Consider the following 25,140-nt stretch of genomic DNA (forward strand, 5'->3'; position numbering starts at 1 on the left):
TCCTTTCCGCGCTACAGGAGCAGGCTGAGATTGCCCAGGTAGCCGCTGCTGTTGAGGAGTTCGACCGTCTTGCGCGTGATCCGGAACTCGCCGCCCGACCGGCGCAGCAGGTAGCGGCAGCGCCCCGCGTGGGTGTGCTGGACGTCCTTGCGGAACTCGGCGGTGAGGAAGTTCGCTTCGGCCTCGACGGTCTCCACGCTCCCTGAGCCTTCGGACTCGTCCTTGCGTACGCCGGTCACCCGGACATTGGTCACCAGATGCGCCGTGCGCGAGCGCGGCTCCTGGGCGTAGGCGAGGCCGCTGTCGAAGCGCCACACCCGCTCGGAGAGTGAGCCGTAGTCGTCGTGGACGATCGACACCGCACGGGTCGGGTCGGCGTCGCCGCCGGCCACGGGGATCCAGTAGAGGGCGTCGGACGAGAAGAGTCCGAGCCAGCCCGCGTAGTCCTGGGTGTCGAGGAGCTCCGCCTCCGCGTAGAGGAACTCCTCCACAGCGGCCCGCAGCGTCCGGTCGTCCACGCGCGGCACCCCGTTGTCAGTCCTGCTCATGGCCGGCCTCCAGCAGTTCGAGCCAGCGGCGCAGATACGCCCGCTGGGGCACCTCGTCGGACGACCTGCCGATCCGCACACCGGTGGCCTCGTCGACCTCCTCGCGGTCCAGTCCCCTGCTCATCAGCGCCCAGTCGGCACTGCTCTCCGATGCCTGGCTGCCGTCCGTGACCCGGTCGAAGGCGACCTCGACGTCGTCGGTGGAGCCGAAGCCGGACGGACCGTAGAAGATCTCGTGGTCGCGCAGGATCCGGCTGCGCTCCGCCTCGTCCGCGCCCTTGGGCAGCAGGGGGTAGAGGTAGACCCAGGTCTCGTCGACCGCGCGGGGGACGATCAGCCGCAGATGCGCGCCGACGAAGGCCAGGCTCGGGAAGATGTTCAGGTTGAAGGGGATCAGCTCGCCGATCGCGATGGCGTGGGCGTTGTCCGGTCCCCCGGCGTCCAGGCTGCCGTACTCGTGCACGGCGTGACCGCCGCCGAGATCGATGCCCCGCCACTCCGGATTGGTGCGGACGTTCTTCAGCCAGGGGCTGCTCTTCCCGGACCGTTCCTTGAGGATGTCCAGCCAGCTCTTGTGCGTGAACGAGAAGTGGTAGGGGTCGATGGTGTTCTCCACCTGGAGTTTCCAGTTCCCCTTGAAGACCAGCTTGTGGGCGCCGGAGGCGAGTTCGGGCCCGTCCGTGCCGATGTCCGCGATGAAGTCGAGATAGCGGCGGGCGTTGCCGAGGTACTCGGGGAGCGGCTCGATGCCGGGGTCGAGGGAGGCGAAGACGAAGCCGCGGTAGGTCTCCACGCGCGGGACGTGCACCAGGCCCATCGCCGGCCGGTCGAAGCTGTCGCCGTAGCCGTCGTCGAACGGGACGCCGGTCAGTTCGCCCGACGAGCCGTAGGTCCAGCCGTGGTAGGCGCAGCGGAAGAAGTTGGCGTTGCCGGACTCCCGCCGGCAGACGGCTGCTCCGCGATGGCGGCAGCGGTTGAACATGACGTTGACGGCGCCGTCGTCGGAGCCGCGGTTGACGATGACGGGCTGGCGGCCGATGTGGGCGGTCCGGTAGTCGCCGCCGGACGGTATCTCGCTCTCGTGCGCCACGAACACCCAGGTGCGCCCGTACACGGCTGAGAGCTCCCGCGCGAAGATCGCGGGGTCGCGGTAGATCTTGCCGCTGACGTGCCAGTCGTCGGTGATGAGCGGTTCGTTCGCTGTGTGGGCTGTGTGGGCTGTGTGGGCCGAAGTCACGTGCCTTCCTCCTGCTGGTGCTGGTGTTCCGGGTCCGCGTGTGTTCGCCGGTGTGCGCTCATACGAGGCCGGGGATGATGCTGGAACGGATGGCGGAGGGGTCCCTCGCGGTGACCGTCAGGGCCTGTTCGGTCTGCTCGATCGGGAACCGGCCGGTGCACATGCGCTCCAGCGGGTAGCGGCCGGACTCGATGAGCCGCAGCGTCGGCGGCACCATCCGGCTGGGGCGGCCGCGGACGCCGCGGAGCGTGAGGACCTTGCGGTTCATCGCGTCGACGAGGGCCTCCGCCCCGCCACCGCCCCCCTTCGCGAGGCCGGCCTGGACCACGGTCGCCCGGTTGCCCGCGACGGCCGTCGCGGTCTCCAGGGCGGCGGAGGAGTCCGCGGCGTTGATCACCGTGTCGGCGAGGACGCCGCCGGTGAGTTCCCGGACCGCCGAGAGGACTTCGGGCAGGTCACCGGTGAGGGTGTGGTCCGCGCCCAGCGCCCTGGCGACGTCCAGCCGGGTCCCGTCCGCAGGCCGGCCGACGACGACAACGGTGCCCGCGCCCGCTTCGCGTGCCCCGACCACGCAGGACAGGCCGTGCGGCCCTGGCCCGACGATCACGACGGTGCCGCCGGGCCGCAGGCCGCCGATGCCGGCGACCCAGTCCAGGCCGTTGGAGAGGGGGATGTAGAGCTGTACGAGTTCGGCGGGGATGTCATCGGCGACCTTGTGGACGATCGCCTGCGGGTGCAGGTAGAGGTAGTCGCTGTAGCCGCCGAACAGTCCGCAGCCGCTGTGCACGGACTTGCCGCCGTACCGCGGCACCTCACACATCTGGTAGGCGCCGGCCAGGCAGGAGCGGCAGGTGCCGCACGGCAGGTACTCCTCCACCACGACGCGGTCCCCGGCCGACACGTTCCACCGCGCACTGGCATCAGGACCGATCTCGACGATCCTGCCGACCAGCTCATGGCCGAGCGCGCAGGGCAGCTCGTAGAACGGGTTGACCCCGTGGTAGGCGGCCATGTCGGTGCCGCACACCCCGGTGGCCTCCACCTTGAGCAGACCGTCGTCGGCACGGATCTCGGGGAGCGGAAACTCCTCGATCCTCAGCTCGCCGGGCCCGTACAGCACCGCGGCCCTGCTGGTCCCACTGGTCCTGCTGGTTCTGCTCACACGACATCACTCCTCATGGCGGGGGCTGGGGCAGAAAGGGAGAACCCCGAAGGGAAACAACACCTCGTATACAACCTGCGGCGATCGACTCCCCTCAAGAGGAGCTCGCGGACAAGCGCAGGGATGCGGAGGCGCACCGGGAAGGCCACTCAGCAGCAGATAGAATTCTTTATGCACATTGAGAATGCTGGGCGCCTGGATGGTTGTCAAGGCTCATGTAGCCCGTGATTGCGGGCCGATCACCCGCGCAAGCGCCCTGGATGGTGCGGGCTCTGCGGCCCCTTCCGGGCCCATCCGGGGCTCGGCGCGTCATGGGGAGTCGTCACGGGGAACGACGGAACACCTCCGTCCTCACTAGCCGGTAGCCTCCATCTTGTATACGGTTCCTCAACGGCGGTCGCGCGGCAGAAGCAGCCGGAGACCAGCCACTACGAGTGAGGTGAGCCATGTGAGCACTGAGAAGGCCGTCTCAGCACGGCGGAACGGGGTCGGGGCGCGGGCAGCCCGCCGGGAGGACTCCCGGCACTTGGCGGGCCGGGGCTGCTTCGTCGCCGACATGCGGCTCCCCGGGCTGCGTGAGGTCGCGTTCGTACGGAGCCAGGCGGCGCACGGCCGGCTCCGCGCGGTCACGGTTCCGGGGGCGGACCGCGAGGCGGTGTGGACCGCGGCACGGCTCGCGCCGTTCGCCGAGCCCCTGACGGCGACGTCGACACTGGACGGGTTCCGTGCCGCACCGCTGCCCAACCTCGCGGCGGACAAGGTGCGTTACGTCGGGGAGCCGATCGCCCTGGCGATCGCCGCCTCCCGGGCGGAGGCGGAGGATGTGGCAGGCCGGGTCGGCGTGGACATCGAGCCGCTCCCGGCCGTGGTCGGCTTCGACTCGGCCCTCGCCCCGGACGCCCCGACGGTGCACGACGACTGGCCGGACAACATCTACGCCACCACCTCGGGCGAGGTGGGCGATGTGGACGCGGCGGCCCGCGAGGCCGCCGTCTCCGTCACCCGCGAGTACACGATGCACCGCCAGGCGGTCGTACCGCTGGAGACCCGGGGCGTGATGGCCCAGTACAACCGGTCGGCCGACGAGCTCACGGTGTGGTCGTCCACCCAGACCCCGCACATGATCCGGGACATGATCGCGCTGCAGCTCGGGATGGAGGCACGCCGCGTGCGGGTGATCGCCCCCGACATGGGCGGCGGTTTCGGCGCCAAGTGCTCGGTCTACCCCGAGGAGATCACGCTCGCCGCGATCGCCACCCAGGTGGACCACCCGGTGCGCTGGGTCGAGGACCGCTGGGAGGCGCAGGTCTCCTCGACGCAGGCACGGGACCACCGGCACCGGGTCACCGCCCACGCGGCGGCCGACGGCACGCTGCTCGGTGTGGAGGCGGACATCCTCGTCAACGGCGGAGCCTATTCGGTGCACCCGTGGACGGCCACGATGGACGCCACAATGGCCTCGGCGATGATCCCCGGACCGTACCGGCTGCGCAACTACCGCTTCCGTACCCGCAGTCTGGCCAGCAACAAGACCCCGTCGGGCCCGTACCGCGGCGTCGCCAGGCCGGCCGCGGCCTTCACCATCGAGCGCACCATCGACGAACTCGCCCACGCACTGGGCATGGAGCCGTACGAGATGCGCATCAGGAACATGGTGCGCAGCGAGGACATGCCGTATGTCTCCGTCGCCAACAAGGTCTACGACAGCGGCGACTACCCCGAGGCCGTACGCCGCGCCACCGCCCTCATCGGGCACGACAAGTGGCGCGAGCGTCAGCGGGCGCTTCCCGCAGCGGCACGCACACGCATCGGTATCGGGTACGGGTCCTTCACGGAGCAGACCGCTCACGGCTGCATCGAGTGGGCCGCGCGGGGGCTGGCCGTCACCATCGGTACGGAGGGTGCGCGGCTGGCCATGGACGCCACCGGGAGCTTCAGCCTTGGCGTCGGTATCAAGAGCCACGGACAGGGCTCGGAGACCACTCTGTCGCAGGTCGTCAGCGAGGTCTTCGACGTCGACCTCGACCACATCACCGTGTCGCACGGCGACACCGCCATGACACCGCGCGGCGACGGCACCTTCGCCTCCCGCACGATGGTGATGGCCGGCGGGGCCACGCACGGGGCCGCCCTCGCGCTGGCCGAGAAGGTCAAGCGGATCGGGGCCGTGCTGCTGGACGAACCGGCCGAGAACCTGATCCTGCGCGATCACGCCGTCGTGGGCAGGAAGGGCTCGGTCACCTACGCCCGGCTGGCCAAGGAATTCCTCTTCACCCCCGACCATGTGCCGGGCATCGAGGCGGGGCTCGAAGCCACCTACTACTACCGGCCGGACGTGCAGACCGGAGCGTTCACCTACGCCACCCAGGTGGCCGTGGTGGAGGTGGACCTGGACACCGGAGCGGTCGGGATTCTCGACTACGGCGCCGTCGAGGACTGCGGCACCGTGGTGAACCCGCTCATCGTCGACGGTCAGATCACCGGCGGCATCGCCCAGGGCATCGGCAACGCCCTCCTGGAGGAGATCGTGCACGACGCCGACGGGCAGCCGAAGTCGACGAGCTTCCTGGACTACCTGCTCCCGGGGGCCACCGAGGTCCCGCAGCTCAAGATCGAACACATGGCGACGCCGTCCCCGCACACCGCGTTCGGCATCAAGGGCGCCGGCGAGGGCGGCGCCATTCCGGTGCCCGCCGCCCTCGCCAACGCCGTCCGGGACGCGCTGCGCGAGTACGGCACGGAGGTCAACGAGACACCCATGACCCCGGAGCGGGTGTGGACGGCGCTCCAGCTGAGCCGGCCGGACGCCGAACCCGAGGAGCAGGCGGCGCTGGAGGTGACCCGGTGAAGGCACCGGACTTCCAGTACCAGCGCCCCACCACACTGGACGAGGCGACCGGACTGCTGGCCGCCGCGGGCGAGGACGGCAAGGTCATCGCCGGCGGCCAGAGCCTGGTGCCCATCATGAACATGCGGCTGGCCGAACCGGAGACCCTGGTCGACCTCACCGGCGTCGCCGCTCTGCGCACCAGCCGGGAGACACCCACCGGCGCGTCCTACGGGGCGACCACCACACACATGATGTTCGAGTACGGGCTCGCGCCGGACGTCACCCGGGGGCTGCTCCCGCACGCCGCGGCCGGGATCGGCTATCCGGCGATCCGCAACCGCGGCACCCTCGGCGGAAGTCTCGCGCACAGCGACTCCTCGGCCGAGTGGCCCACCGTCATGTCCGCCCTGGACGCGACGGCGCACGTCCGGTCGGTACGCGGCACACGTGCCGTCCCGGTGAGGGAGCTGTTGCTCGGCTTCTTCACCACCGCACTCGAACCCGATGAGCTGATCACGGAGGTGGAGGTACGGCGCCTCGCTCCGACGGCACGCTGGGGCATGTACAAGATGTGCCGCAAGCCCGGCGAGTTCGCCGAGTCCCTGGGCGTCGTCCTCGGCGAACGGGACGCGGACGGGGCGTGGCGGGACGTCGAGTTGTGGCTCGGAGCGGCCACCGACCGGCCGCTCCGGCTGAGCAGCACCGAAGCGGCCGTACGGGGCAGGGCGGCCGCCGATCTCGCGCCGGTCCGCCTCGTCGAGCCCCTCGCGGCCGACATCGGCCAGAGCCTGTCGGCCATCGATTCCACGGCGCGGCACGCGCTGCAACTGCACGCGGTCACGGTGCACCGGGCACTGCGGGCCGCAGAGGGGAGGACACCGCATGAATGAGATCACGGTCCGTATGGCGGTCAACGGCCGGCCGCACACCGTGCGGACGGCGGGCCGCACCACCCTCGCCGACCTGCTCCGCGACCAACTCGACCTCACCGGGCTGCACTTGGGCTGCGAACAGGGGGTGTGCGGGGCCTGCACCGTGCTGGTCGACGGTCTGCCCATGCGCGCCTGTCTCACCCTGGCAGGAGCCTGCGAAGGCAGCGACGTGGTGACCGTGGAAGGACTGGAAGGTCCCGACGCGGAACGGCTGCGGTCCGCCTTCTCCCGGCACGGCGCGCTGCAGTGCGGGTTCTGCACACCCGGGATGCTGCTCTCCGGCCACCATCTGGTGTGCGCGCGGCAGCCGCTCACCCGGGAGGAAGTCAGCGTCGCCATGTCAGGCAACATCTGCCGCTGCACCGGCTACAACGGCATCGTCGGCGCGGTCGGAGAGGCCCTGGAAGACGGAATCGCCGCTGAGGACGCAGCGGTCATGACCCGGAACCACGAGGAGTAGAGCATGGAGTTCACCAACGAGTTCGTCGTCCCGGCCGCCCCGGAAGAAGCGTGGGCGCTGCTGACCGACGTACCGAGGATCGCGCCCTGCATGCCGGGGGCGAGTGTCACGCCGAAGGACGACGGCTCCTACGAGGGGACGGTGACCGTCAAGGTCGGTCCCATCAAGGTCAGTTACGGCGGTACGGCGGCCTTCCGTGAGCGCGACGCCGACAAGCGCCGTATGGTGCTCGACGCCGGCGGCAGTGAGCGCAGCGGGAAGGGTTCGGCCGAAGCGGTCGTCACTGTCGACCTGGTGGCCGACGGCAGTGACAGGACCCGTGTCCTGGTGGGCACCCAGCTGCAGATCACCGGCAAGGTGGCGCAGTTCGGGCGCAGCGCCATGGCGGATGTCGGGGCGCGGATCATCGGGCAGTTCGCCACCAACCTCGAAGGCATGCTGACCCGGGAACAGCCGGCCGGCGCATCGGGTCAGCAGACTCCGGCGGCCGCCGCTGCCCCTGCCACCACCACCGACGCCCCTGCCGGGGGCTCCGAGTTGAACGCGCTCGCCTTCGTATGGCCCATCGCCCGCCGCTGCGCCCCGGCGGCGGGTGCCTTCGTGGGTGGCGTACTGGCGACGTGGCTCGTCACCCGTCTGCGGGGACGTCACGCTCCTGCTGCTCCAGCACTGCCTGTTGGGCAGCCCTGATGTGAACCTTCATGATCATCTCCGCTGAGATCGCGTCCCTGCGTCGCAGCGCCTCGATCAGCTCCCTGTGGTGCTCGGCGCTGCGCGCGAGGTCGCGCTCGGTGTAGCGGAGGAACGTACGGTGCACCAGGGGCAGCCCGAGCACTCCGGTGAGCAGGTGCATGAGGCTGCTGTTGCCGGTGGCCTCCAGCAGCATCTTGTGGAAGTCGTTGTTCAGCGCGGCGGCCCGCTGTCTGCCGGCGGCGCCGCCCTCCGCTGTCGCCGTCTCGAATTCGACGAGGTTGGCTTCGAGCGCGCGCAGGGTGTCCTCGGTGATGTTCTGTGTGGCGACAGCCGCCACATAGCCCTCGATCACCGCACGCAGTCCGTAGATCTCGGCGACCTGTTCCGGGCTCCAGTCCACGACTTGCGCGCCGCGGTAGCGTTCGGTGCGGACCAGGCCCTCGGAGTTGAGCTTGCGCAGCGCCTCCCGTACGGGCGTCCGGCTGATCCCCATCGATGCGGCCAGCGACTCCTCGCGCAGCCAGACGCCGGGACGGAGTTCACCCGAGGCCATCCGTTCGGCGATCTCGGCGTAGGCCCGCTGAGCGGCGGACGACTCCGCCCCACGACCGTCTGTCACGGAAATCTCCTCGTCGTTACCAGGATCAGGAAGGCGACGGGGCGGACTCCGCTCCCTGCCCCGCGAGATAGTCCAGGGCGCCGGCGAGGCTCGCCTCGAGATGCCGGCGCAGGACCGCCGCCGCGCCTTCGGGATCGCCTTCCTGGATGCACCGCGCCAGGTCGGCGTGCTCTCGCGCCGCCGCGGTCTGCCGCTCGTGGTTGGGCAGACTGTTCATCACGTACCGCTCGCAAGTGTTCCACAGCATGCACAGGTGGCGCTGCAGCACTCCTTCACCCGCGGCCCTGAAGAGCGCGAAGTGGAACTCCCGGTGCGCGTGGAGCATCGCCTCGGACACCTGCGGCACCCGCTTGTCGGCCAGTTCCTGCATTTCTTCCAGCCACCGCCGCATCGAGGCGCTGATCGTCCCGTCGTCGGACTCGGCCGCGCGGCGCGCCGCGATCGGCTCGATGGCCTGGAGGATCACGAACGCGTCCTGAAGATCGTGGGCGCTCAGCGGCCGTACGACCGTTCCGCGGCGCGGCAGGTTGTCCACCAGGGACTCCGCCTCGAGCTGGCGGACGGCCTCGCGCAACGGTACGCGGCTCACGCCCAGCTCGTCGGCCAGCTCGTACACCGGCACCTTGGCTCCAGGACCGAGCGCTCCCAGCACGATCCGGTTGCGGATCTGGGCCGTGACGAAATCCGTGATGGTGCCGGGAGTCTCCACTCCGTCGGCTCCGATCTTGTGGACCGCTCGCCTCGCCACAGCGCCCCTTCCCTTCCCCTCCGCACGACAGGCCGGGCCGGGAGGACGGAGGACACTGTCGGTGAGTAACCGTGTGAAGCATACAGTTTTCTGTTTTCACCCGGTGTCGCGCACGGGATCCGGCGGCCTGCCCGGCAGGGGTTCCCGGGGCGTCCGGTGGTGGATGGGCGCGCGGGTCCCGGACAGCCGCTTGCCGGTGCCGCCCCAGTGCGCCGCGATGATCTCGGCGGCCACGGACACGGCCGTCTCCTCCGGGCTCCTGGCCCCGAGGTCCAGTCCGATCGGTGAGGACAGACGCCCCAGTTCGGCCTGTCCGACCCCCGCTTCCCGCAGTCGCTCCAGCCGGTCCTCGTGGGTGCGCCGGCTGCCCATGGCGCCCACGTATGCCGCGTCCGTGCGCAGAGCGACCTCCAGCAGCGGGATGTCGAACTTCGGGTCGTGCGTCAGAACGCAGATCACCGTGCGCTCGTCGATCCGTTCGCGCTGGGCCGCGAGGTAGCGGTGCGGCCAGTCGACGACGATCTCGTCGGCCTGGGGGAAGCGCGCCGAGGTCGCGAACACAGGCCGCGCGTCGCACAGGGTCACGTGATAGCCGAGGAACTTCCCGATACGAGTCACCGCTTCGGCGAAGTCGATCGCGCCGAAGACCAGCATGCGGGGCGCGGGAGCGTACGACTCGACGAACACCGGTACCGCCCATGAACACCCGGACCCCGCTACGGACCGCGGCACACCGGTCTCGCCCCGGCGCAGCATCTCGCGTACGCACTCGGCCGCCGACGAGTCCAGCCGGACGTCTCCCAGGGAGCCGCGGACCCCGGTGGGGCCGACGACGAGCCGCGCCCCTGCCGGGAGATGACCGTCGGCGAGGGTGGTCGCGACGGCGAGCGGCCGGCCCGCCCCGATCGCGTGCGCGATGTCCTCAAGCGCCGGGTCCTGCCCGGTCCCGACCGGCCGGACGAAGACCTCCAGAATGCCGCCGCAGGTGAGCCCGGCCGCGAGAGCGTCGCCGTCACTGACGCCGTAGGTCTCGGTCACGGGCCGCCCCGTCTCCAGCACCTCGCGGGCGAGTTCGTACACCGCCCCTTCCACGCAGCCTCCGGAGATACTGCCCGCCACCTCGCCGGTCTCGGCGACCACCATGGTCGCTCCGGGTGGCCGGGGCGACGAGTGCCAGGTCCGCACGACGGTCGCCTGCGCGAACCGCACGCCCCGCCCGTACCACGCCATGGCCTGGTCCAGTACCTCCCTCATGCCCCGGCTCCCTTCCCCGCCGACCACCCTCCCGGAGGCTCTTAGTATACAAAAATGCCGGAGCTCATCCTATGGGTCGCACCAGACAGGCAACTGAGAGAGAATCTCCCAGCAGTCGTATACATTCCCGGGGTTTCTTACTGTTCGTGACCAGGGGACGCGGCGGCGGCCCGGTGCGCCAGCCCCACGCCCACCGCGACCGTGACCGCGACGACGAGGCCGGCCAGGGGTACCGCCCGGTGCCCGGCGAAAGTGGCCGCGAGGACCAGGGGCACGCTGACCGGCAGGACCGCGCGCTGGGCCGGGCCCCGTTTGAAGTGGCGGCTGTGCAGCAGCCACACCGTGAGCAGGAACAGCGCGGTGGGCACCGTGACCGTCGCCGCCGCCGCGACCGCCGGGATGTCCGTGTGGCCCGTCACCTCCTCGACGGTGACCTCGATACCGGAGCCGATCGCGGCGGCCGAGCCGAAGACCAGATAGTGGCCGTAACCCCACAGGAACGCCTGCCTGTTGGAGACCAGGTGCTCGTGGATGGGCACCGCGAAGTAGATCCAGTAGGCGCCGAAGACGATGACGAGGCCGCCCGCCGCGATCGGAAGCAGCTCACCCAGCGCGGCCGACTCGTCCACCGCCGACTGCACCGCGACCGTGGCGGCCGCGACGGTCTCGCCGAGCATGATGATGGTGAACAGCCCGTAGCGCTCGGCGATGTGGTGCGGATGCCAGGGGGTGCGGTGGCGGTGCTCGGCGTACGCGGGAACCGCCATGTCGGCGGCGGCCATCGGGACGAAGCCCCACTTCCACGCGGCGCCGGGAAGCAGCAGCAGGACGACCCAGCCGATCTGTACGAGCACGAGCCCGGCCGCGTACCGCCGGGCCGTGGTCCTGGCGGCGCCCGTCTCGCTGCGCGCCGCCCGCAGCCACTGGAGTGTCAGGACGACCCGCATGATCAGATAGCCGACGATCGCGACCGTGTAGTCGGCGTGGTCGAAGGCGCGCGGGACCCCGGCGGCGAGGACGAGCACCCCGGCGATCTGGACCAGGGTCGCGATCCGGTAGATCACGTCGTCGGTGTCGTACGCGGACGCGAACCAGGAGAAGTTGACCCAGGCCCACCAGATCGCGAAGAACACCACCAGGTAGCCGGTGATCCCGTGGGCCGGTTCGCCTTCGGTGAGCGCGTGCACCAGCCGCCCGCCCGCCTGGGACACCGCCACCACGAAGCACAGGTCGAAGAAGAGCTCCAGCGGCGTGGACGCCCGGTGCGGCTCGGCGGGGTCCCTGGCCCGCATCCGGAGCCCGGGCCGTGGGAATCCGCCCTGTCCAGCTCCGGACGCCGTCGTCTCTTCGGTCATCAGCGCGCCGCTCCTCCGCTCGCCCGGCCCTGCCCTGTGCCTGGGCCGCTCAGCACCTCACCATGGCGCAGTCGGCGGCGTAACGCCTCATCGACGCGGCGCCTCAGGAGGCTGCGGCTCAGGACGCGGAGGCCGGAGCCCGGTCAGCGGCCGGGCTCCGGGAAGCGGGAGCCGCGTCAGCCGGTGGCCGTCGTCTGCTGGCCGGTGGCGCTGTCCTTCAGCCACTGCGCCCAGGAGAGGTTGAAGTCGGCGTAGCCGTTGTCACCGGCCGCCTTGCCGCGCGGGGAGCCCGTGATGGTGATCGGGTCGCCCTGCTTGACGAAGTCGTAGAACCACTTGGCGTCGGCGAGCGAGAGGTGCACACAGCCGTGCGAGCCGTAGCTGTGGCCCGGGTAGGGGTCGCCGGTCGAGTAGTGGATGTAGGTACCGGAGTTGGTGAGGTGCACGTCCCACGGCAGCGTCAGGTCGTAGAAGTCCGGGCTGCCCTTGGTGCAGCTGATGCCGACGCTGCACGAGGTCATGTGGACCTCCTTGGCCTTGTCCATCACGGCCATCGTGCCGTCCCAGGAGGGGAAGCTGGGGCTGCCGGCGTCGATCGGGAGGGTGCGGACCACCTTGCCGTCGCGCGTCACCTTCATCGAGTGGCCGGGCACCGAAGCGGTCGCCTCGACGTCGTCACCGATGGTGAACTTGTGCTGGTAGTTGTGCGTACCGTAACGGCCGTTGCCGTTGCTCACGTCCGTCAGGTTCGCGTCCAGCGTCACCTTGGTGCCGGGCTGCCAGTACTTCTCGGGCCGCCAGTCGGCGCGGGTGCTGCTGAACCAGTGCCAGGCGCCGGTGACCGGTGTGGAGGCGGAGACCTTGAGGTGCTTCTCGACCGTGGCACGGGCCGAGGTGGCCACCGGGTTGGTGAAGACCACCGAGATCGGCATCGCGACGCCGACGGTCGTCCCGGTCTTCGGGGCTATCGTCTCCAGCAGCATGGGCGGGCCCGCCGGATGGGTCGGTTTCGGGTGCGCGCTCGCCGACGCCTTGGCCGACGCGCCGTTCGCGGAGTCTCCCGAGGCGGATGCCGAGGCATTTCCCCCACAGGCACTCGTGCCCGCCAGTACCGCGCTGACCAGCAGTGCGATCCCTATGCTGCCCTTGACCCGGCCCATGCTCATGCTCCGCTCACATTACTTCCCGCTGGACACAACACCCCTAGAGACAACTGTCCGGGCGCAGCGGTTGCAGAGCTTCTCGTAAAGCACAGGCCAAGTCTTGGTACAGGGCAGGGAGCGGCCGGACCGCCCGCTGCGCGGCCCGCGCGCGAACGCCCGTCCCAAAGAGTTTCGCCCCGGACCAATACACCTGTCCGGTGACGCTCGTTGGCCCTGATGGCCCGTAGAGACAAGCACCTGCGTCAGGAGACGGCACGCATGAACAGGAAGTCCGGCAGCCGGAACGGTCGCTTGCCGCTGACCGCCGCACAGACGGGAATGTGGTTCTCCCAGGAGCTGGACGCGGAGAACCCCAACTACCGTGCGGCCGAGTACGTCGAGATCAGGGGCCCGCTCGACCTGGAGCTGCTGGAGGAGTCCCTGCGTGAGGCCGTCGGCGAGACGCAGGCCCTGCGGGCCTGTTTCGAGACGGACGACGAGGGCCGCACCTGGCAGCGCGTCGGGCCCGCGCCGCGGTGGCCGCTGCCCCTGGTGGATCTGCGCGGCGCGGACGACCCGTGGGCCGCCGCGCACACCTGGATGTGGGACGACATGCGGTGCCCGCTCGACCTGGGGCGGCCCCCGCTCTTCACCTTCGCGGTGCTCAGGACCGCCGACGACTGCTTCCTGATCTACATCAGCGTGCACCACATCGCGCTCGACGGTTACGGCTTCTCCCTCTTCATCCAGCGGGTGGCCGAGCTGTACTCGGCGCTGGAGTCCGGCCGCTTCCGCCCCGACTCCGCCTGGGGGACGCTGGAGGACGTACTGGCCGACGAGGCCGCGTACCACGCCTCGGAGCGCTTCACCGAGGACCGGGAGTACTGGACCGCGCAGCTCGCGGGCCACCCGACGGCGCCCGAGGCTGCGGGCCGGCTGAAGTCGGTCCCGCACCGTTTCGTACGGGAGAGCGGCCCGGTCGCGGCCCCGGCGGCCGCCGGACTGCGGGCCCTGGCCCGGCAGGCGAGGACGAGCCTGCCGTCGGTCGCGATGGCGGCGCTCGCGCTGTATGTGCACCGGCTGAGCGGACAGGACGAGGTGTCACTCGATCTGACGGTCACCGGCCGCACCGGGGCGGTGGCGCGTACGGTCCCGGTGATGCTGGCCAACGTGCTCCCGCTGGCGGTACGCCCGGAGCCCGGCGCGACGGTGTCCGAGCTGGTGCGCCACACCGCACGGCAGGCGCGCGGGCTGCTGCGCCACCAGCGCTACCCGGCGCCGTATCTCGTCAAGGACCTGGGCGGGATCCCGGCCGGCGGGTATCTGGGCGACTGGGGCATCAACATCATGGGATACGACCCGCAGCTGACGTTCGGCCGGCACCCGGCCGTCCTGCACAACCTCTCCAACGGGCCGGTGACCGGGCTCGGCGTGAATGTGTACGACCGCCCCGCCGACGGTTCGCTGCGCATCGACTTCAACGCGGACCCCGCCCTGTACAGCGCCGAGGTGACGGCCGCGCACCACCGCAGGTTCCTGGCCCTGCTCGACACGCTGGCCACCGCGGGCGCCGACCGGCCCGTCGCGGAGATCGGGCTGCTGACGGACGACGAGCGGCACCTGGTGGTGAGCGGCTGGAACGACACCGGGCGCCCGGCGGCCACGGCCACGCTGACCGGGATGTTCGAGGCGCACGCCCGCCGGGCGCCGGAGGCGACCGCCCTGGTGTGCGGGGCGAGCACCCTCACGTACGGCGAACTGAACGCGCGCGCCAACCGGCTGGCCCGGCTGCTGATCTCGCGCGGAGCGGGCCCCGAGACCTTCGTCGCGCTCGCGCTGCCGCGCACCGTCGACTACCCGGTCGCGCTGCTCGCCGTGCTCAAGGCGGGCGCCGCGTGTGTGCCGGTGGATCCGGAGCACCCCGCCGAGCGCGTCCGGTATCTGCTCACCGACGCCGCCCCGCTCTGTGTCATCACCACCGCTGCGGGCGCCGATGTGCTGCCGCCCGCCGTGCCCGCGCTGCTCATCGACGCACCCGGCACGGTCGGTGAACTGGCCGCGGCGCCGGACAGCGACCCCGGCGACGATGACCGCCGTACCCCGCTGCTGCCGCACCATCCCGCGTACGTCAGCTACACCTCGGGGTCGACCGGGGCGCCGAAGGGCGTGGTCGTCGAGCACCGTTCGCTCAGCAATCTCTGCGCCGACCACCACAGCGAGCTGATCGCACCGGCGGTCGCGGCGGCGGGGCGGCCGCTGCGGTCGGCGCTGACCGCGACGTTCACCTTCGACACCGCTTGGGAGGGTCCGCTCTTCCTGGCGGCAGGTCAGGAACTCCATGTGATCGACGACGCCGTACGGCTCGATCCTGCGGCGCTGGCCCGGTATGTCGACCGGCACGGGATCGACTTCCTGGATGTCACCCCCTCCTATCTGCACCAGCTGATCGCCGCGGGCCTGCTCTCGGGCGCCCGGCACCGTCCCCGGCTGCTGATGGTGGGCGGCGAGCCGCTGGACGAGGCGCTGTGGCGGACCCTGCGGGAGTGCCCGGACACGACCGCGTACAACTACTACGGCCCGACCGAGTGCACGGTCGACGCCGTGTACTGCAGGCTGGACACGGAAGGCGACCTGCCGGTCATCGGGCGGCCGGGCCAGAACGTCCGCGCCTATGTCCTGGACGCCCGGCTGGACCCGGTGCCGCCCGGGGTGCCCGGCGAACTGCACCTGGCCGGTGCGCAGGTGGCGCGCGGATACCTCAACCGGCCCGAGCTCACGGCCGAACGTTTCCTCGCTGATCCGTTCGGGGCGCCGGGCGACCGGATGTACCGCACCGGCGATCTGGTGCGGTGGACCGCGCAGGGTGCGCTCGAGTACCTCGGGCGCACCGACGACCAGCTCACGCTCCGGGGGCTGCGGATCGAGCCGGGCGAGATCGAGGCGGTGCTCGCCCGCCACCCCGGGGTGGCCAGGGCGGCGGTCGCGGTACGCATGTCTCAGCGGGGCGAGCCGCTGCTGGCCGCGTATGTGGTGCCCGCGGGCGGGCGCTCCCCGGGGGCGGTCCCCGGGCCGCGGCTCGCGGACGGTGGCGCCCCGGCGGGTGGCGCCCCGGACTGTGGCGCCCCGGACGGCGCCGCGCTGCGGGCCTGGGCGGCGGAGCGGCTCCCCGCCTCTCTGGTTCCCGCCTCGTATCTGCTGCTCGGCACGCTGCCGCTCACCCCGCACGGCAAGCTCGACCGGGCCGCGCTCCCGGCACCGGAGCCCGCGGCCGAACGGACCGGCAGGCCCGCGCGCAGCGCCCAGGAGAAGACGCTCTGCGCGCTCTTCACCGAGGTGCTGGGCGTCGGTGACGTCAGCATCGACGACGACTTCTTCGCGCTCGGCGGATACTCGCTGCTCGCCGCCCGGCTCATCGGCCGGATCCGCTCGTCGCTGGGCACGGCCCTGTCCATCGGCGCGGTCTTCGAGGCGCCGACCGTGGCCGGACTGGCCCGGCTGCTCGACACCGGCACGGCACAGGACCCCTTCGCGATGCTGCTGCCACTGCGCACCGACGGGTCCAGGCCGCCGCTGTTCTGCGTCCACCCGGCGGGCGGTCTGAGCTGGTGCTACGCGGGGATGCCACGTCATCTCGCGGCGGACCTGCCGGTGTACGGGCTGCAGGCGCGGGGGCTCTCCGGGCCGGGCGGGCTGCCCGCGACCTTCGAGGAGATGGTCGCCGACTATGTGGCGCACATCCGCTCCGTACAGCCGTCGGGCCCCTACCACCTGCTGGGCTGGTCCCTGGGCGGTGCGCTGTCGCACGCCATCGCGGTACGGCTCCAGGACCGGGGTGAACGGGTGGCGCTGCTGGCCATGCTGGACTCCCGTCCCATCGACCCGCGCAGCCGGCTGAGGTCACTGCCCGACGACCACGCGGCGCTGGCGCTGCTGCTTGAAGCGGCCGGGCACACCCCGCAGGGCCCCGGTCTCTCGGCGCTGACCGCCACCGAGGTCGCGGCGATCCTCAGCAGCGACGGCGGGAACGGGCGCCCGGCCGCGCTCGCCGAGCACCCCGGGCTCGGCGAGCACCATGTGGCGGCGATGACGTCGGTCCTGACCAACTCGGTGCGCCTGCAGCCCACTTTCGTGGAGGGCGTGTTCGAAGGGGACCTGCTGTACTTCCACGCCACCCAGGGAAAGTCGGCGCAGGCCCTCACCGGCGAGGCGTGGCGTCCCTGGGTGACCGGGCGGATCGAGTCGCACGACATCGCGTGCACCCATCACGCCATGACCCAGGCGGCGCCGCTCGCGCACATCGGGCGGTCGCTGAGCCGCCATCTCGACGCCGCCGGCGCGTCGTCGGTCTGATGTCGGGGCGCGGACGGTGCCGCGGCACCGTAGCGCCGGAAGCCGTACCGAAACCGTCCCGGGGGAACCCCCACGGAGACATCACCACGAAGGAATCGGACACACTCAGAGGTATGAGCACCCCGGAGAGAGAACCATTCGACGACGAACGCGTGGGTACCAGGTACCGCGCCGAGGTGGAGGCGGCGTACCGGAAGGTGGAAGCGGCCGCGGCCCCGGAAGCCCAGACGCAGCTTTCGCGCGGTGTGCTGACCGGGTATCTGTGGGCCCTGGGGCGGGCCGAAGCGGCTCCGGCCACCGGCATCACCGGCGGCGCGCCGGACCTCGGGCGGCTGACCGCAGAGGTGGACGCGGTGACCGTACAGCTGGAGGACGCGGTGCAGCGCGGAGTCACCGACGACCACGCCCGCGGGCTGTACGACGCGCTGTCGTGGATCTGCGGCCAGAGCGACCGGCGCCCCTGACGCCGCCGCGCGCGGGCGCCGCCCTGCCCCGGGCCGGGCTACTCGGGCCGGCTACTCGGGCGGCGCCTGCGTGGTCCCGTCCCCGGCGGCCCCGGGCTCTTCGGACTGCCCGGCCAGGGCCGCGATCTGCGCGCGGGACGAGAAGCCCAGCTTGGCCAGGATGTGCTCGACATGGGCGTCGGCCGTGCGCTTGGAGATCACCAGCTGTTCGGAGATCTCCCGGTTGGTGAGCCCCTCCGAGACCAGCGCGGCGACCTGCCGCTCCCGGCGGGTCAGTGTGTCGCCCGGCGGCGGGTCCGACTGCCGGGGCAGCGGGACCGCCGGGGTGTCGGCGTCGATGAGTGCCAGCTCGACGGCGCGGTCCAGCGGGAGTTCGGCGCCCTGCGCGAAGAGCCGGGCGAACTCCTCCTCGCCCAGCTCGGCGCGGACCGCGCTCTCCACCCGCGCGTGGTCGTCCAGGTACACCGCGGCCCCCATCATCGGGGAGCCGACCTTGCGCCACAGCGCCCCGGCGGCCCCGAGCAGCCAGGCCGCCCTGCTGGGGCTCGCCAGTTCGGCGGCGCCCCAGGCCAGCAGCTCCAGGCTGTTCGCAGCGCCGAACATCTCGTGGACCTCGCGGCTGCGCTGCAGACCCGAGCGGGCCAGCGCCACACACTCCGCGGGCTCCCCCCGCCCCCAGGCCGCCATCGCCTCGATGACCAGGATCTGGCCCTTGATGATGCATTCACCGCTCTCGTCACCGAGCAGCAGCAGTGCCTTCTCGCACTCCTCGACGGCGGCGGCCGAGTCGCGCAGCACCGCGTGCATATAGCCCTTCTGGTAGTGGAAGACGACCAGGCTCAGCCGGTCGTTGATGCGGTGCTGGCGGGCCAGCGCCTCGTCGAGCAGCCGCTGTCCCGTCTCCGGGTCGCCGAGCAGCCAGCGGACGCCGCCTGTGTAGCCGGTGGCGAGGGCGAGATCGAGTTCCGACCCGGCCTGCCCCGCCACCTCACGGGTCGCCTCGAATCCGGCGAGTGCCGGTTCGAGATCGCCCTGCACCAGGGCGAGCAGGCTGCGCCAGAGCATCGCGAGCGCCCGCTCGCGGCAGGGCTCGGGGTCGGCGTCGATGCCCTTGCCCAGCCAGTAGCGGCCTTCCTTGGAGAGCCCGGCCGTCACCCAGAACGGCCAGAGCCTGGCGGCCATCTCCAGACCGGGCCTGATGCCGTCGGGCCGCGAGAGCGAGTAGTCGAGCGCGCTGCGCAGATCGGCCAGGTCACGGTACAACTCCCAGTAGAGCGGCACCTGTTCCGATGTCAGGACAGTCTCGTAGAAGTGCTGGACCCGGGCCAGATAGTGGGTGCGGTGGCGGGCGCGGCAGCGCTCCTGCTCGCCGCCGAGCGCGGCGCAGCGGTCCGCCCCGTACTCCCTGATGGTGTCGAGCAGCCGGTAGCGTGAGCCGTCGTCGCCGTCCAGCACCCGCAGCACCACCGACTTGTCGACCAGGCCGATGAGGTGCTCGATGATCTCCTCGCGGGGCAGGCCGGCGCCCGAGCAGACCTCTTCGACGGCGGCCAGGTCGAACGGACCGGCGAACACCGAGAGCCGTGCCCAGAGCAGCCGTTCCTCGGCGGAGCACAGGTCGTGGCTCCAGTCGATCGCGGTGCGCAGCGTCTGGTGGCGGGGCAGCGCGGCGCTGCGGCGGCCGCCGGTGAGCACCCGGAAGCGGTGTTCGAGCCGGGCGGTCAGCTGGTCGAGCGGGATGGCCCTGAGCCGTACGGTGGCCAGTTCGATGGCGAGCGGAATGCAGTCGAGGCGGCGGCAGAGCGCCAGTACGTCCTGGTGGTTGCCCGCGTTGATCCGGAAGCCGGGCACGACGGCCGCCGCGCGCTGCTCGAAGAGTGTCGCCGCGTCGTCGTACGCCAGCGGGGGTACGTGCAGGGTGTGTTCGCCCGGGACGTCCAGCGGCTGGCGGCTGGTGGCCAGCAGGGTCACTCCCGGGGCCTCGCGCAGCAGCAGGTCGGCGAGGAACGCGCAGGCGTCGAGATGGTGTTCGCAGGTGTCGAGGACGAGCAGCAGTCTGCGTTCCTGGAGGTGCTCCATGACGACGTCCAGCAGCACCCGCCCGGACTGCTCGGCCAGTCCCAGTGCGCTCGCCACGGCCTGCGGCAGCAGCTCGGGGTCGTGCAGCGAGGACAGCTCGGCCAGGACGATGCCGTCCGTGTACCCCCCTTTGAGGGTGAGCGCCGCGCGCAGCGCCAGCCTGCTCTTGCCCACACCGCCGGGGCCGACGAGGGTCACCAGCCGTGCCCGGGCCAGCAGTTCACGGATCCGGTCGAGCTCCGCGGAACGGCCGACGAATCCGGTCACTTCCAAGGGCAGTTCGCCGGTACGCCGGCTGTAACCGAGTGCCATGCCGCCCCCCGCCGCGCTTCCTGAACGTCTCCGCGTACACCGCGCGCCTCTGTCGCGCACCTCAGCGTACGGGGTGCACCACGGTCAGTGACACCAGGCGATCAGCAGACCCACCGGACGGGCGACCCGCGCACGCGATACGGAGGCGCCGGGCGGGCCCCGGCTGCGCCCCGTCCTGGAACGTTTTCCGTAAGGGGGTTGCCAAGCCTTTCCCAAGGCCGTAACCCCGGGTACCCCGATGGCGGTTGCCCGGGGGTACGACAGGTACGACGCCGCGCGGTCCGGGGCGGGGATGGCGCCCTCGCCCGGGACAGCATGCGGGGCGGCCACGGAGAAGGCCGCGCGTACATCCGCGCCAGGGCAGGCCCACCCCGGTGCAAGGGCCGTCCGTCGTCAGTCCTGGTCCGGTGTGGTGCGTTTGTCGTCCGGCTTCTTGGAGCGCAGGCGGGCCGTGACATCCTCCGGCGGCAGGAACTTCGACCAGCGTTCGGGGAATTCGGACGGCATGTCCGACCCGTCGTCGTCCGAATCGGGGGCCGCCGCGCCCGGATGGTCCGGGGTGTGCGCTCCGCCCTCCGGGGGTGCCGTCTGCCGGCGCCGGAGCCGTTCGTTCGCCGCTCGGGCCGCCGCGGTCGCCACCGAGGGCCAGATCCGGTCGATGGCGGCATTGACCGCGGCTCCGACCAGGACGGCGAAGGCCGAGACCCCGATCCACAGCAGCACCGCGACCGGTGCGGCCAGCGAGCCGTAGATCGTCGGGCCTTCGACCGTACTCGTGAGGTAGATGCGCAGCAGCAGGCTCCCCAGGAACCACATGCCCAGGGCCACCAGGGCGCCCGGCACGTCCTCGATCCAGGGGGAGCGCACCGGTACGGACACGTGGTAGAGCGTGGTGAGGAAGGCGATCGACAGCAGGACGACGACCGGCCAGTACAGGACGGCGATGACCTGTTCGCCGCCGGGCACGAACTGCACGACCCGGTCCGGGCCCGCCACCGCGAGGGGCAGCACCACCGCCCCGATCACCAGCGCGACGACGTACAGCACGATGGAGAGCAGCCGGGTCATGACGATGCCGCGCCGGCCGTCGAGCCCGTACATCACCGTGATGGTGTCGATGAAGACGTTCACCGCCCGCGACCCCGACCACAGCGCGAAGGCGAAACCGATGGAGACCACATCGGGGCGCTTGCCGTGGGTGACGTTCTCCAGGAGCGGCTCGGCGAAGTCGTGGACTCCCCGGTCGGAGAGGACCGTGCTCGCCGCGTGCAGGATGTTCTTCTCCAGGCTGGCGACGGTGTGCGTGTCGGTCCAGCCGTCGACGTACCCGAGCAGGGCGATCAGACTGAGCAGCAGCGGTGGCAGGGAGAGCAGCGTGAAGAACGCCGCCTCGGCCGCGAGTCCCAGGATCCGGTACTCCATGCAGGAGTTGACGGTGTCCTTGAGGAGCAACCACGCCATCCTGCGTTTGGAGACGTTGCGGTAGAGGGCTCTGGCCCGGTGGAGCAGACCCGGATGCTGCTCCCCTGTTTCATTTGCTGCCTGCACCTCCATACCGTAGCCCCATGGCACCGAGCACTCACACAGTGACCAACCAGCCTCCGCCCCTGGTGGGACATGACGTCTTCACCACCGACCGGGTCCTGGCCGAGGCCGTGGACCGGCACACCGCGCCGGATCTCGCCGCCGGCGTGCGGGAGGAGCTGGCCCTGCTGGGCCGCAGCGCCGGATCCACGCAGGCGCGGGAGTGGGGTTTCCAGGCGAACGAGAACCCGCCGCGGCTGCGGACCCACGACCGCTACGGGCACCGGATCGACGAGGTGGACTTCCATCCGGCCTGGCACCGGCTGCTCGGCAAGGCCGTGTCGGCGGGGCTGACCGACGCCTGGGGCAGGCCGGCCGGGCATGTGCGGCGGGCGGCCGGGTTCCTGGTCTGGTCGCAGGTCGAGGCGGGGCACGGCTGCCCGGTGTCGATGACGCATGCGGCGGTGCCGGCGCTGCGGGCCGATCCGGCGCTCGCCGCCGAGTGGGAGCCGCGGCTCACCTCGCATGTGTACGAACGGGACCTCGGGGCCCCGGGCAGCAAGCCGGGAGCGCTGTTCGGGATGGCGATGACCGAGAAGCAGGGCGGCAGCGACGTCCGCGCCAACACGACCGCCGCGGCCCCGGTCGCCGGGGACGAGGGCGCGTATCTGCTCACCGGGCACAAGTGGTTCTGTTCGGCGCCGATGTCCGACGGTTTCCTGGTGCTCGCGCAGGCGCCGGACGGGCCGACGTGCTTCCTGGTCCCCCGGGTGCTGGCGGACGGCGCCCGTAACGTCTTCGCGATCCAGCGGCTCAAGGACAAGCTCGGCAACCGGTCCAACGCGTCGGCCGAGGTCGAGTTCGACGGGACCTGGGCGCGCCGGGTCGCCGACGAGGGCCGGGGGGTGCGCACCATCATCGAGATGGTGGCGGCGACCCGGCTGGACTGCGCGATCGGCTCCGCCGCGCTGATGCGGCAGGCGGTGGCGCAGGCCGTGCACCACACCGCGTACCGCAGGGCGTTCGGCGGGGAGCTGATCGACAAGCCGCTGATGCGCAACGTGCTGGCCGATCTGGCGCTGGAGTCGGAGGCGGCGACGACGCTGGCGATGCGGCTGGCCGCCGCGTACGACAGCGACACGGATGAGGAGCGGGCGTTCCTTCGGCTCGCGGTGCCGGCCGCCAAGTACTGGGTGACCAAGCGCTGTACGCCGGTGGTGGCCGAGGCGCTCGAATGTCTGGGCGGCAACGGCTATGTGGAGGAGTCCGGGCTGCCCAGGCTGCTGCGCGAGTCGCCGCTCAACTCCATCTGGGAGGGATCGGGCAACGTACAGGCGCTGGATGTGCTGCGCGCGCTCCAGCGGGAGCCGCAGGCGCTCAACGCGTTCCTCCAGGAGGTGGGCAGGGCGCGCGGCGCCGACCACCGGCTGGACCGGGCCATCAGGGACCTGCTCACCGAGCTGGCCGATCTGGACGGGATCGAGGCCCGGGCGCGCCGGGTCGCCGAGCGCATCGCGCTGGTGCTCCAGGGCTCGCTGCTGGTGCGCTGGGCGCCGCCCGAGGTCGCCGACGCGTTCTGCGCCTCACGGCTGGGCGGCGACTGGGGTACGGCGTTCGGCACACTGCCGCACACGCTGGATCTGGGATCGGTCGTCGACCGGGCACGGGCCGAGGGATAGCGGACGGCGGCCGCTCCCTTCGGGGCAGCGCCGAGCAGTGCCGGGCAGCGCGGCACGGCACGGGGCCAGCCGGGGTCGATGCTGCGCCGACACGGCACCACCCCGGCTGGACACCCAGCTTCGTGCAACGGCCTTTTTTTACGCCAGGGTTGCAGATCGTTGCAAGGGTTGTGCGGAGTCCGGTGCGCCGGGGCCACCGGAGATGCACGATGAGGCACGGCACAGCTGGACCGACCGGAACGCCGGACCGACCGGACCGACCGGACCGACCGGACAACCGAAATGACCGGACTAACCGGACTGACCGGACCGACCGGACCGACCGGACCGACCGGAACGGCCGGAACGGCCGGAACGGCCGGAACGGCCGGACCAAGTGGGCCCACCGGCCGGGCAGGCCGGACTCAGGCCGAATTCGTGGACCACAATCGGGAGTACCCATGAGGAGCGGAGCCCCCGGCGTGGCCGGCCCCATAGCCCGGCACACCCGCGAGAGCGCCCGTACGCTGCACGGCATACGTGAGGCGACGCTCTCCGGGGACCGTCCGGAGCTGGCACCGCGCCCGGTCATCGGCGCTTCCTGGCAGCGGATGCTCCGGATCGGCCTGGACCCGGAGCGGGACACCAGCAGTGTGCTGCTGGGCGTGGAGGAGCTGGAGCACCGGCGCAGAGCCACCGCGCTGGGTGAGCTGCTGCCGACGCTCAGCCGGGGGCTGGCCTCGGTCGCCGACGCGTCGATGCAGGTCATGGTGGTCACCGACGCCGACGGCCGGGTGCTGTGGCGGGAGGGCAACCGGGCCGTCCTGCGCCGGGCCGACGGCATCTGGCTGCAGGAGGGTGCCGCCTGGAGCGAGGGTTCCACCGGCACCAACGCGGTCGGCACCGTCCTGGCGACCGGTCAGACCCTCCAGGTGCACTCCGCCGAGCACTTCGCCCGTACGCTGCAGAACTGGACCTGCGCCGCAGCGCCCGTGCAGGATCCGCGCGACGGGCGGCTGCTCGGGGTCATCGATGTGAGCGGCCCCGACTCCACCTTCCACCCGGCGATGCTCGCTCTGGTGGACTCGGTGGCCCGGCTGGCCGCCGCCGAGCTGCGGGAGCGCCATCTCGACTCCGTGGAACGGCTGCGTTCGGTGGCGGCGCCGGTCCTGAACAGGGTGGGCGGCCGGGCCCTTGCGGTGGACGCGCACGGCTGGCCCGCCGCGGTGACCGGGATGCCGCCGGCCGGACGTCTGCCGCTGCCCAAGTCCTTCGGCCCCGGCCGGATCTGGCTGCCCTCGCTCGGGATGTGCACGGTGGAGCCGCTGCCGGGGGGCTGGCTGATCCGGCTGGACGAGGAGCGGCCGGGGCCCGGCCCGCGGGGTGACGGGGCGGCGGCGAGCCGGGTCGTCCTCGATCTGAGCGGGAGCAGGCGCTGGTCGGTGACCGTGTCGGGGGCTTCCGGCAGCTGGACCCAGGATCTGACGCCCCGCCACGCGGAGCTGCTGTGTGTGCTGAGCCTGCACCGCGAGGGCCGGACCGCGGCCGAGCTGGCGGACGACCTGTTCGGTGACGCGACGCGGACGGTGACGGTGCGCGCGGAGATGTCGCGGGTGCGCCGCGGTCTCGCCGAGGTGCTGGCGCACCGCCCGTACCGTTTCGCCGACGGGGTCGATGTGGAGGTGAAGGGCCCGGACGACCCGGCGGACCTGCTGCCGTACTCGACGGCGCCGGCGGTGCGCAGGTCCGTACTGCCGCGGGCGTGAATTGTCT

Annotated in this window: 18 protein-coding genes; 8 read left to right on the plus strand and 10 right to left on the minus strand. The window is 71.6% G+C overall.

The features are described from left to right. Window positions 1–11: 11 nt before the first annotated feature. The 3 genes from OG510_RS07020 to OG510_RS07030 are packed head-to-tail and all read right to left on the minus strand — an operon-like array spanning window position 12 to window position 2,947. Complete coding sequence (locus OG510_RS07020) at window positions 12–548, minus strand: aromatic-ring-hydroxylating dioxygenase subunit beta (protein WP_406135906.1); 537 nt, start codon at window positions 546–548, stop codon at window positions 12–14. After that, entirely contained in the window at window positions 535–1,785 is a 1,251-nt protein-coding gene (locus OG510_RS07025; RefSeq protein ID WP_406135907.1) for an aromatic ring-hydroxylating dioxygenase subunit alpha, read from the minus strand. Before OG510_RS07025 ends, OG510_RS07020 begins: the two co-directional genes overlap by 14 nt. Before the next feature lie 58 nt (window positions 1,786–1,843). Then, window positions 1,844–2,947: a zinc-binding dehydrogenase gene (locus OG510_RS07030; protein WP_406135908.1), complete on the minus strand. Its 1,104-nt coding sequence runs from the start codon at window positions 2,945–2,947 to the stop codon at window positions 1,844–1,846. A gap of 448 nt (window positions 2,948–3,395) precedes the next feature. Here OG510_RS07030 and OG510_RS07035 point away from each other — a divergent pair, with 448 nt between their 5' ends. Genes OG510_RS07035 through OG510_RS07050 form a run of 4 tightly spaced genes read left to right on the plus strand, consistent with a single transcriptional unit; the run spans window position 3,396 to window position 7,859 of the window. Continuing rightward, the gene (locus tag OG510_RS07035; protein ID WP_406135909.1) at window positions 3,396–5,795 is read left to right on the plus strand and encodes a xanthine dehydrogenase family protein molybdopterin-binding subunit; all 2,400 of its coding nucleotides are present in this window, start codon (window positions 3,396–3,398) and stop codon (window positions 5,793–5,795) included. Next, on the plus strand, window positions 5,792–6,667 hold the full coding sequence (locus OG510_RS07040; protein ID WP_406135910.1) for an FAD binding domain-containing protein: 876 nt from the start codon (window positions 5,792–5,794) through the stop codon (window positions 6,665–6,667). Before OG510_RS07035 ends, OG510_RS07040 begins: the two co-directional genes overlap by 4 nt. Continuing rightward, window positions 6,660–7,169 carry a (2Fe-2S)-binding protein gene (locus OG510_RS07045; RefSeq protein ID WP_406135911.1) on the plus strand — a complete coding sequence of 170 codons (510 nt, stop codon included), beginning with the start codon at window positions 6,660–6,662 and terminating at the stop codon, window positions 7,167–7,169. Before OG510_RS07040 ends, OG510_RS07045 begins: the two co-directional genes overlap by 8 nt. A 3-nt stretch (window positions 7,170–7,172) precedes the next feature. Next, window positions 7,173–7,859, plus strand: a complete 687-nt coding sequence (locus OG510_RS07050; RefSeq protein WP_406135912.1) for an SRPBCC family protein — start codon at window positions 7,173–7,175, stop codon at window positions 7,857–7,859. Here OG510_RS07050 and OG510_RS07055 read toward each other — a convergent pair. The 5 genes from OG510_RS07055 to OG510_RS07075 all read right to left on the minus strand — a co-directional run bounded on the left by OG510_RS07055 (window position 7,798) and on the right by OG510_RS07075 (window position 12,998). Next, window positions 7,798–8,481, minus strand: a complete 684-nt coding sequence (locus tag OG510_RS07055; RefSeq protein ID WP_164260629.1) for a GntR family transcriptional regulator — start codon at window positions 8,479–8,481, stop codon at window positions 7,798–7,800. The genes OG510_RS07050 and OG510_RS07055 overlap by 62 nt on opposite strands. 25 nt (window positions 8,482–8,506) lie before the next feature. After that, the gene (locus tag OG510_RS07060; protein WP_406135913.1) at window positions 8,507–9,229 is read right to left on the minus strand and encodes a GntR family transcriptional regulator; all 723 of its coding nucleotides are present in this window, start codon (window positions 9,227–9,229) and stop codon (window positions 8,507–8,509) included. A gap of 96 nt (window positions 9,230–9,325) precedes the next feature. Beyond that, window positions 9,326–10,483 (minus strand): XdhC family protein, encoded by a 1,158-nt coding sequence (locus tag OG510_RS07065; RefSeq protein ID WP_406135914.1) that lies wholly within the window; start codon window positions 10,481–10,483, stop codon window positions 9,326–9,328. A 137-nt stretch (window positions 10,484–10,620) separates the two neighbouring features. After that, window positions 10,621–11,838: a low temperature requirement protein A gene (locus tag OG510_RS07070; RefSeq protein WP_406135915.1), complete on the minus strand. Its 1,218-nt coding sequence runs from the start codon at window positions 11,836–11,838 to the stop codon at window positions 10,621–10,623. A 176-nt stretch (window positions 11,839–12,014) separates the two neighbouring features. Beyond that, the gene (locus OG510_RS07075) at window positions 12,015–12,998 is read right to left on the minus strand and encodes an Ig-like domain-containing protein (RefSeq protein ID WP_406142324.1); all 984 of its coding nucleotides are present in this window, start codon (window positions 12,996–12,998) and stop codon (window positions 12,015–12,017) included. 261 nt (window positions 12,999–13,259) lie between these two features. Here OG510_RS07075 and OG510_RS07080 point away from each other — a divergent pair, with 261 nt between their 5' ends. Together OG510_RS07080 and OG510_RS07085 are read left to right on the plus strand one after the other, a co-directional pair. Beyond that, the gene (locus OG510_RS07080) at window positions 13,260–17,330 is read left to right on the plus strand and encodes an amino acid adenylation domain-containing protein (protein ID WP_406135917.1); all 4,071 of its coding nucleotides are present in this window, start codon (window positions 13,260–13,262) and stop codon (window positions 17,328–17,330) included. A gap of 113 nt (window positions 17,331–17,443) precedes the next feature. Beyond that, complete coding sequence (locus tag OG510_RS07085) at window positions 17,444–17,794, plus strand: hypothetical protein (RefSeq protein ID WP_406135919.1); 351 nt, start codon at window positions 17,444–17,446, stop codon at window positions 17,792–17,794. A gap of 51 nt (window positions 17,795–17,845) precedes the next feature. On the opposite strand, the gene OG510_RS07090 is transcribed toward OG510_RS07085, so the two are convergent. Together OG510_RS07090 and OG510_RS07095 are read right to left on the minus strand one after the other, a co-directional pair. Continuing rightward, window positions 17,846–20,185, minus strand: a complete 2,340-nt coding sequence (locus OG510_RS07090) for an ATP-binding protein (protein WP_406135920.1) — start codon at window positions 20,183–20,185, stop codon at window positions 17,846–17,848. A gap of 393 nt (window positions 20,186–20,578) precedes the next feature. Then, the gene (locus OG510_RS07095; RefSeq protein WP_406135921.1) at window positions 20,579–21,733 is read right to left on the minus strand and encodes a YihY/virulence factor BrkB family protein; all 1,155 of its coding nucleotides are present in this window, start codon (window positions 21,731–21,733) and stop codon (window positions 20,579–20,581) included. Between the two features lie 17 nt (window positions 21,734–21,750). On the opposite strand from OG510_RS07095, the gene OG510_RS07100 reads away from it, so the two are divergent. Continuing rightward, window positions 21,751–23,388 (plus strand): acyl-CoA dehydrogenase family protein, encoded by a 1,638-nt coding sequence (locus OG510_RS07100; RefSeq protein ID WP_406135922.1) that lies wholly within the window; start codon window positions 21,751–21,753, stop codon window positions 23,386–23,388. A 440-nt stretch (window positions 23,389–23,828) separates the two neighbouring features. Then, window positions 23,829–25,133 carry a GAF domain-containing protein gene (locus OG510_RS07105; protein ID WP_406135923.1) on the plus strand — a complete coding sequence of 435 codons (1,305 nt, stop codon included), beginning with the start codon at window positions 23,829–23,831 and terminating at the stop codon, window positions 25,131–25,133. Window positions 25,134–25,140: the final 7 nt, after the last annotated feature.

Source organism: Streptomyces sp. NBC_01089 (assembly GCF_045162975.1).
Lineage (GTDB): Bacteria > Actinomycetota > Actinomycetes > Streptomycetales > Streptomycetaceae > Streptomyces.

Coding starts and splice junctions, on each gene's coding strand:
- OG510_RS07020 (WP_406135906.1), bottom strand. CDS start 548: ATGAGCAGGACTGACAACGGGGTGCCGCGCGTGGACGACCGGACGCTG.
- OG510_RS07045 (WP_406135911.1), top strand. CDS start 6,660: ATGAATGAGATCACGGTCCGTATGGCGGTCAACGGCCGGCCGCACACC.
- OG510_RS07050 (WP_406135912.1), top strand. CDS start 7,173: ATGGAGTTCACCAACGAGTTCGTCGTCCCGGCCGCCCCGGAAGAAGCG.
- OG510_RS07065 (WP_406135914.1), bottom strand. CDS start 10,483: ATGAGGGAGGTACTGGACCAGGCCATGGCGTGGTACGGGCGGGGCGTG.
- OG510_RS07070 (WP_406135915.1), bottom strand. CDS start 11,838: ATGACCGAAGAGACGACGGCGTCCGGAGCTGGACAGGGCGGATTCCCA.
- OG510_RS07075 (WP_406142324.1), bottom strand. CDS start 12,998: ATGGGCCGGGTCAAGGGCAGCATAGGGATCGCACTGCTGGTCAGCGCG.
- OG510_RS07080 (WP_406135917.1), top strand. CDS start 13,260: ATGAACAGGAAGTCCGGCAGCCGGAACGGTCGCTTGCCGCTGACCGCC.
- OG510_RS07085 (WP_406135919.1), top strand. CDS start 17,444: ATGAGCACCCCGGAGAGAGAACCATTCGACGACGAACGCGTGGGTACC.
- OG510_RS07090 (WP_406135920.1), bottom strand. CDS start 20,185: ATGGCACTCGGTTACAGCCGGCGTACCGGCGAACTGCCCTTGGAAGTG.
- OG510_RS07100 (WP_406135922.1), top strand. CDS start 21,751: ATGGCACCGAGCACTCACACAGTGACCAACCAGCCTCCGCCCCTGGTG.
- OG510_RS07105 (WP_406135923.1), top strand. CDS start 23,829: ATGAGGAGCGGAGCCCCCGGCGTGGCCGGCCCCATAGCCCGGCACACC.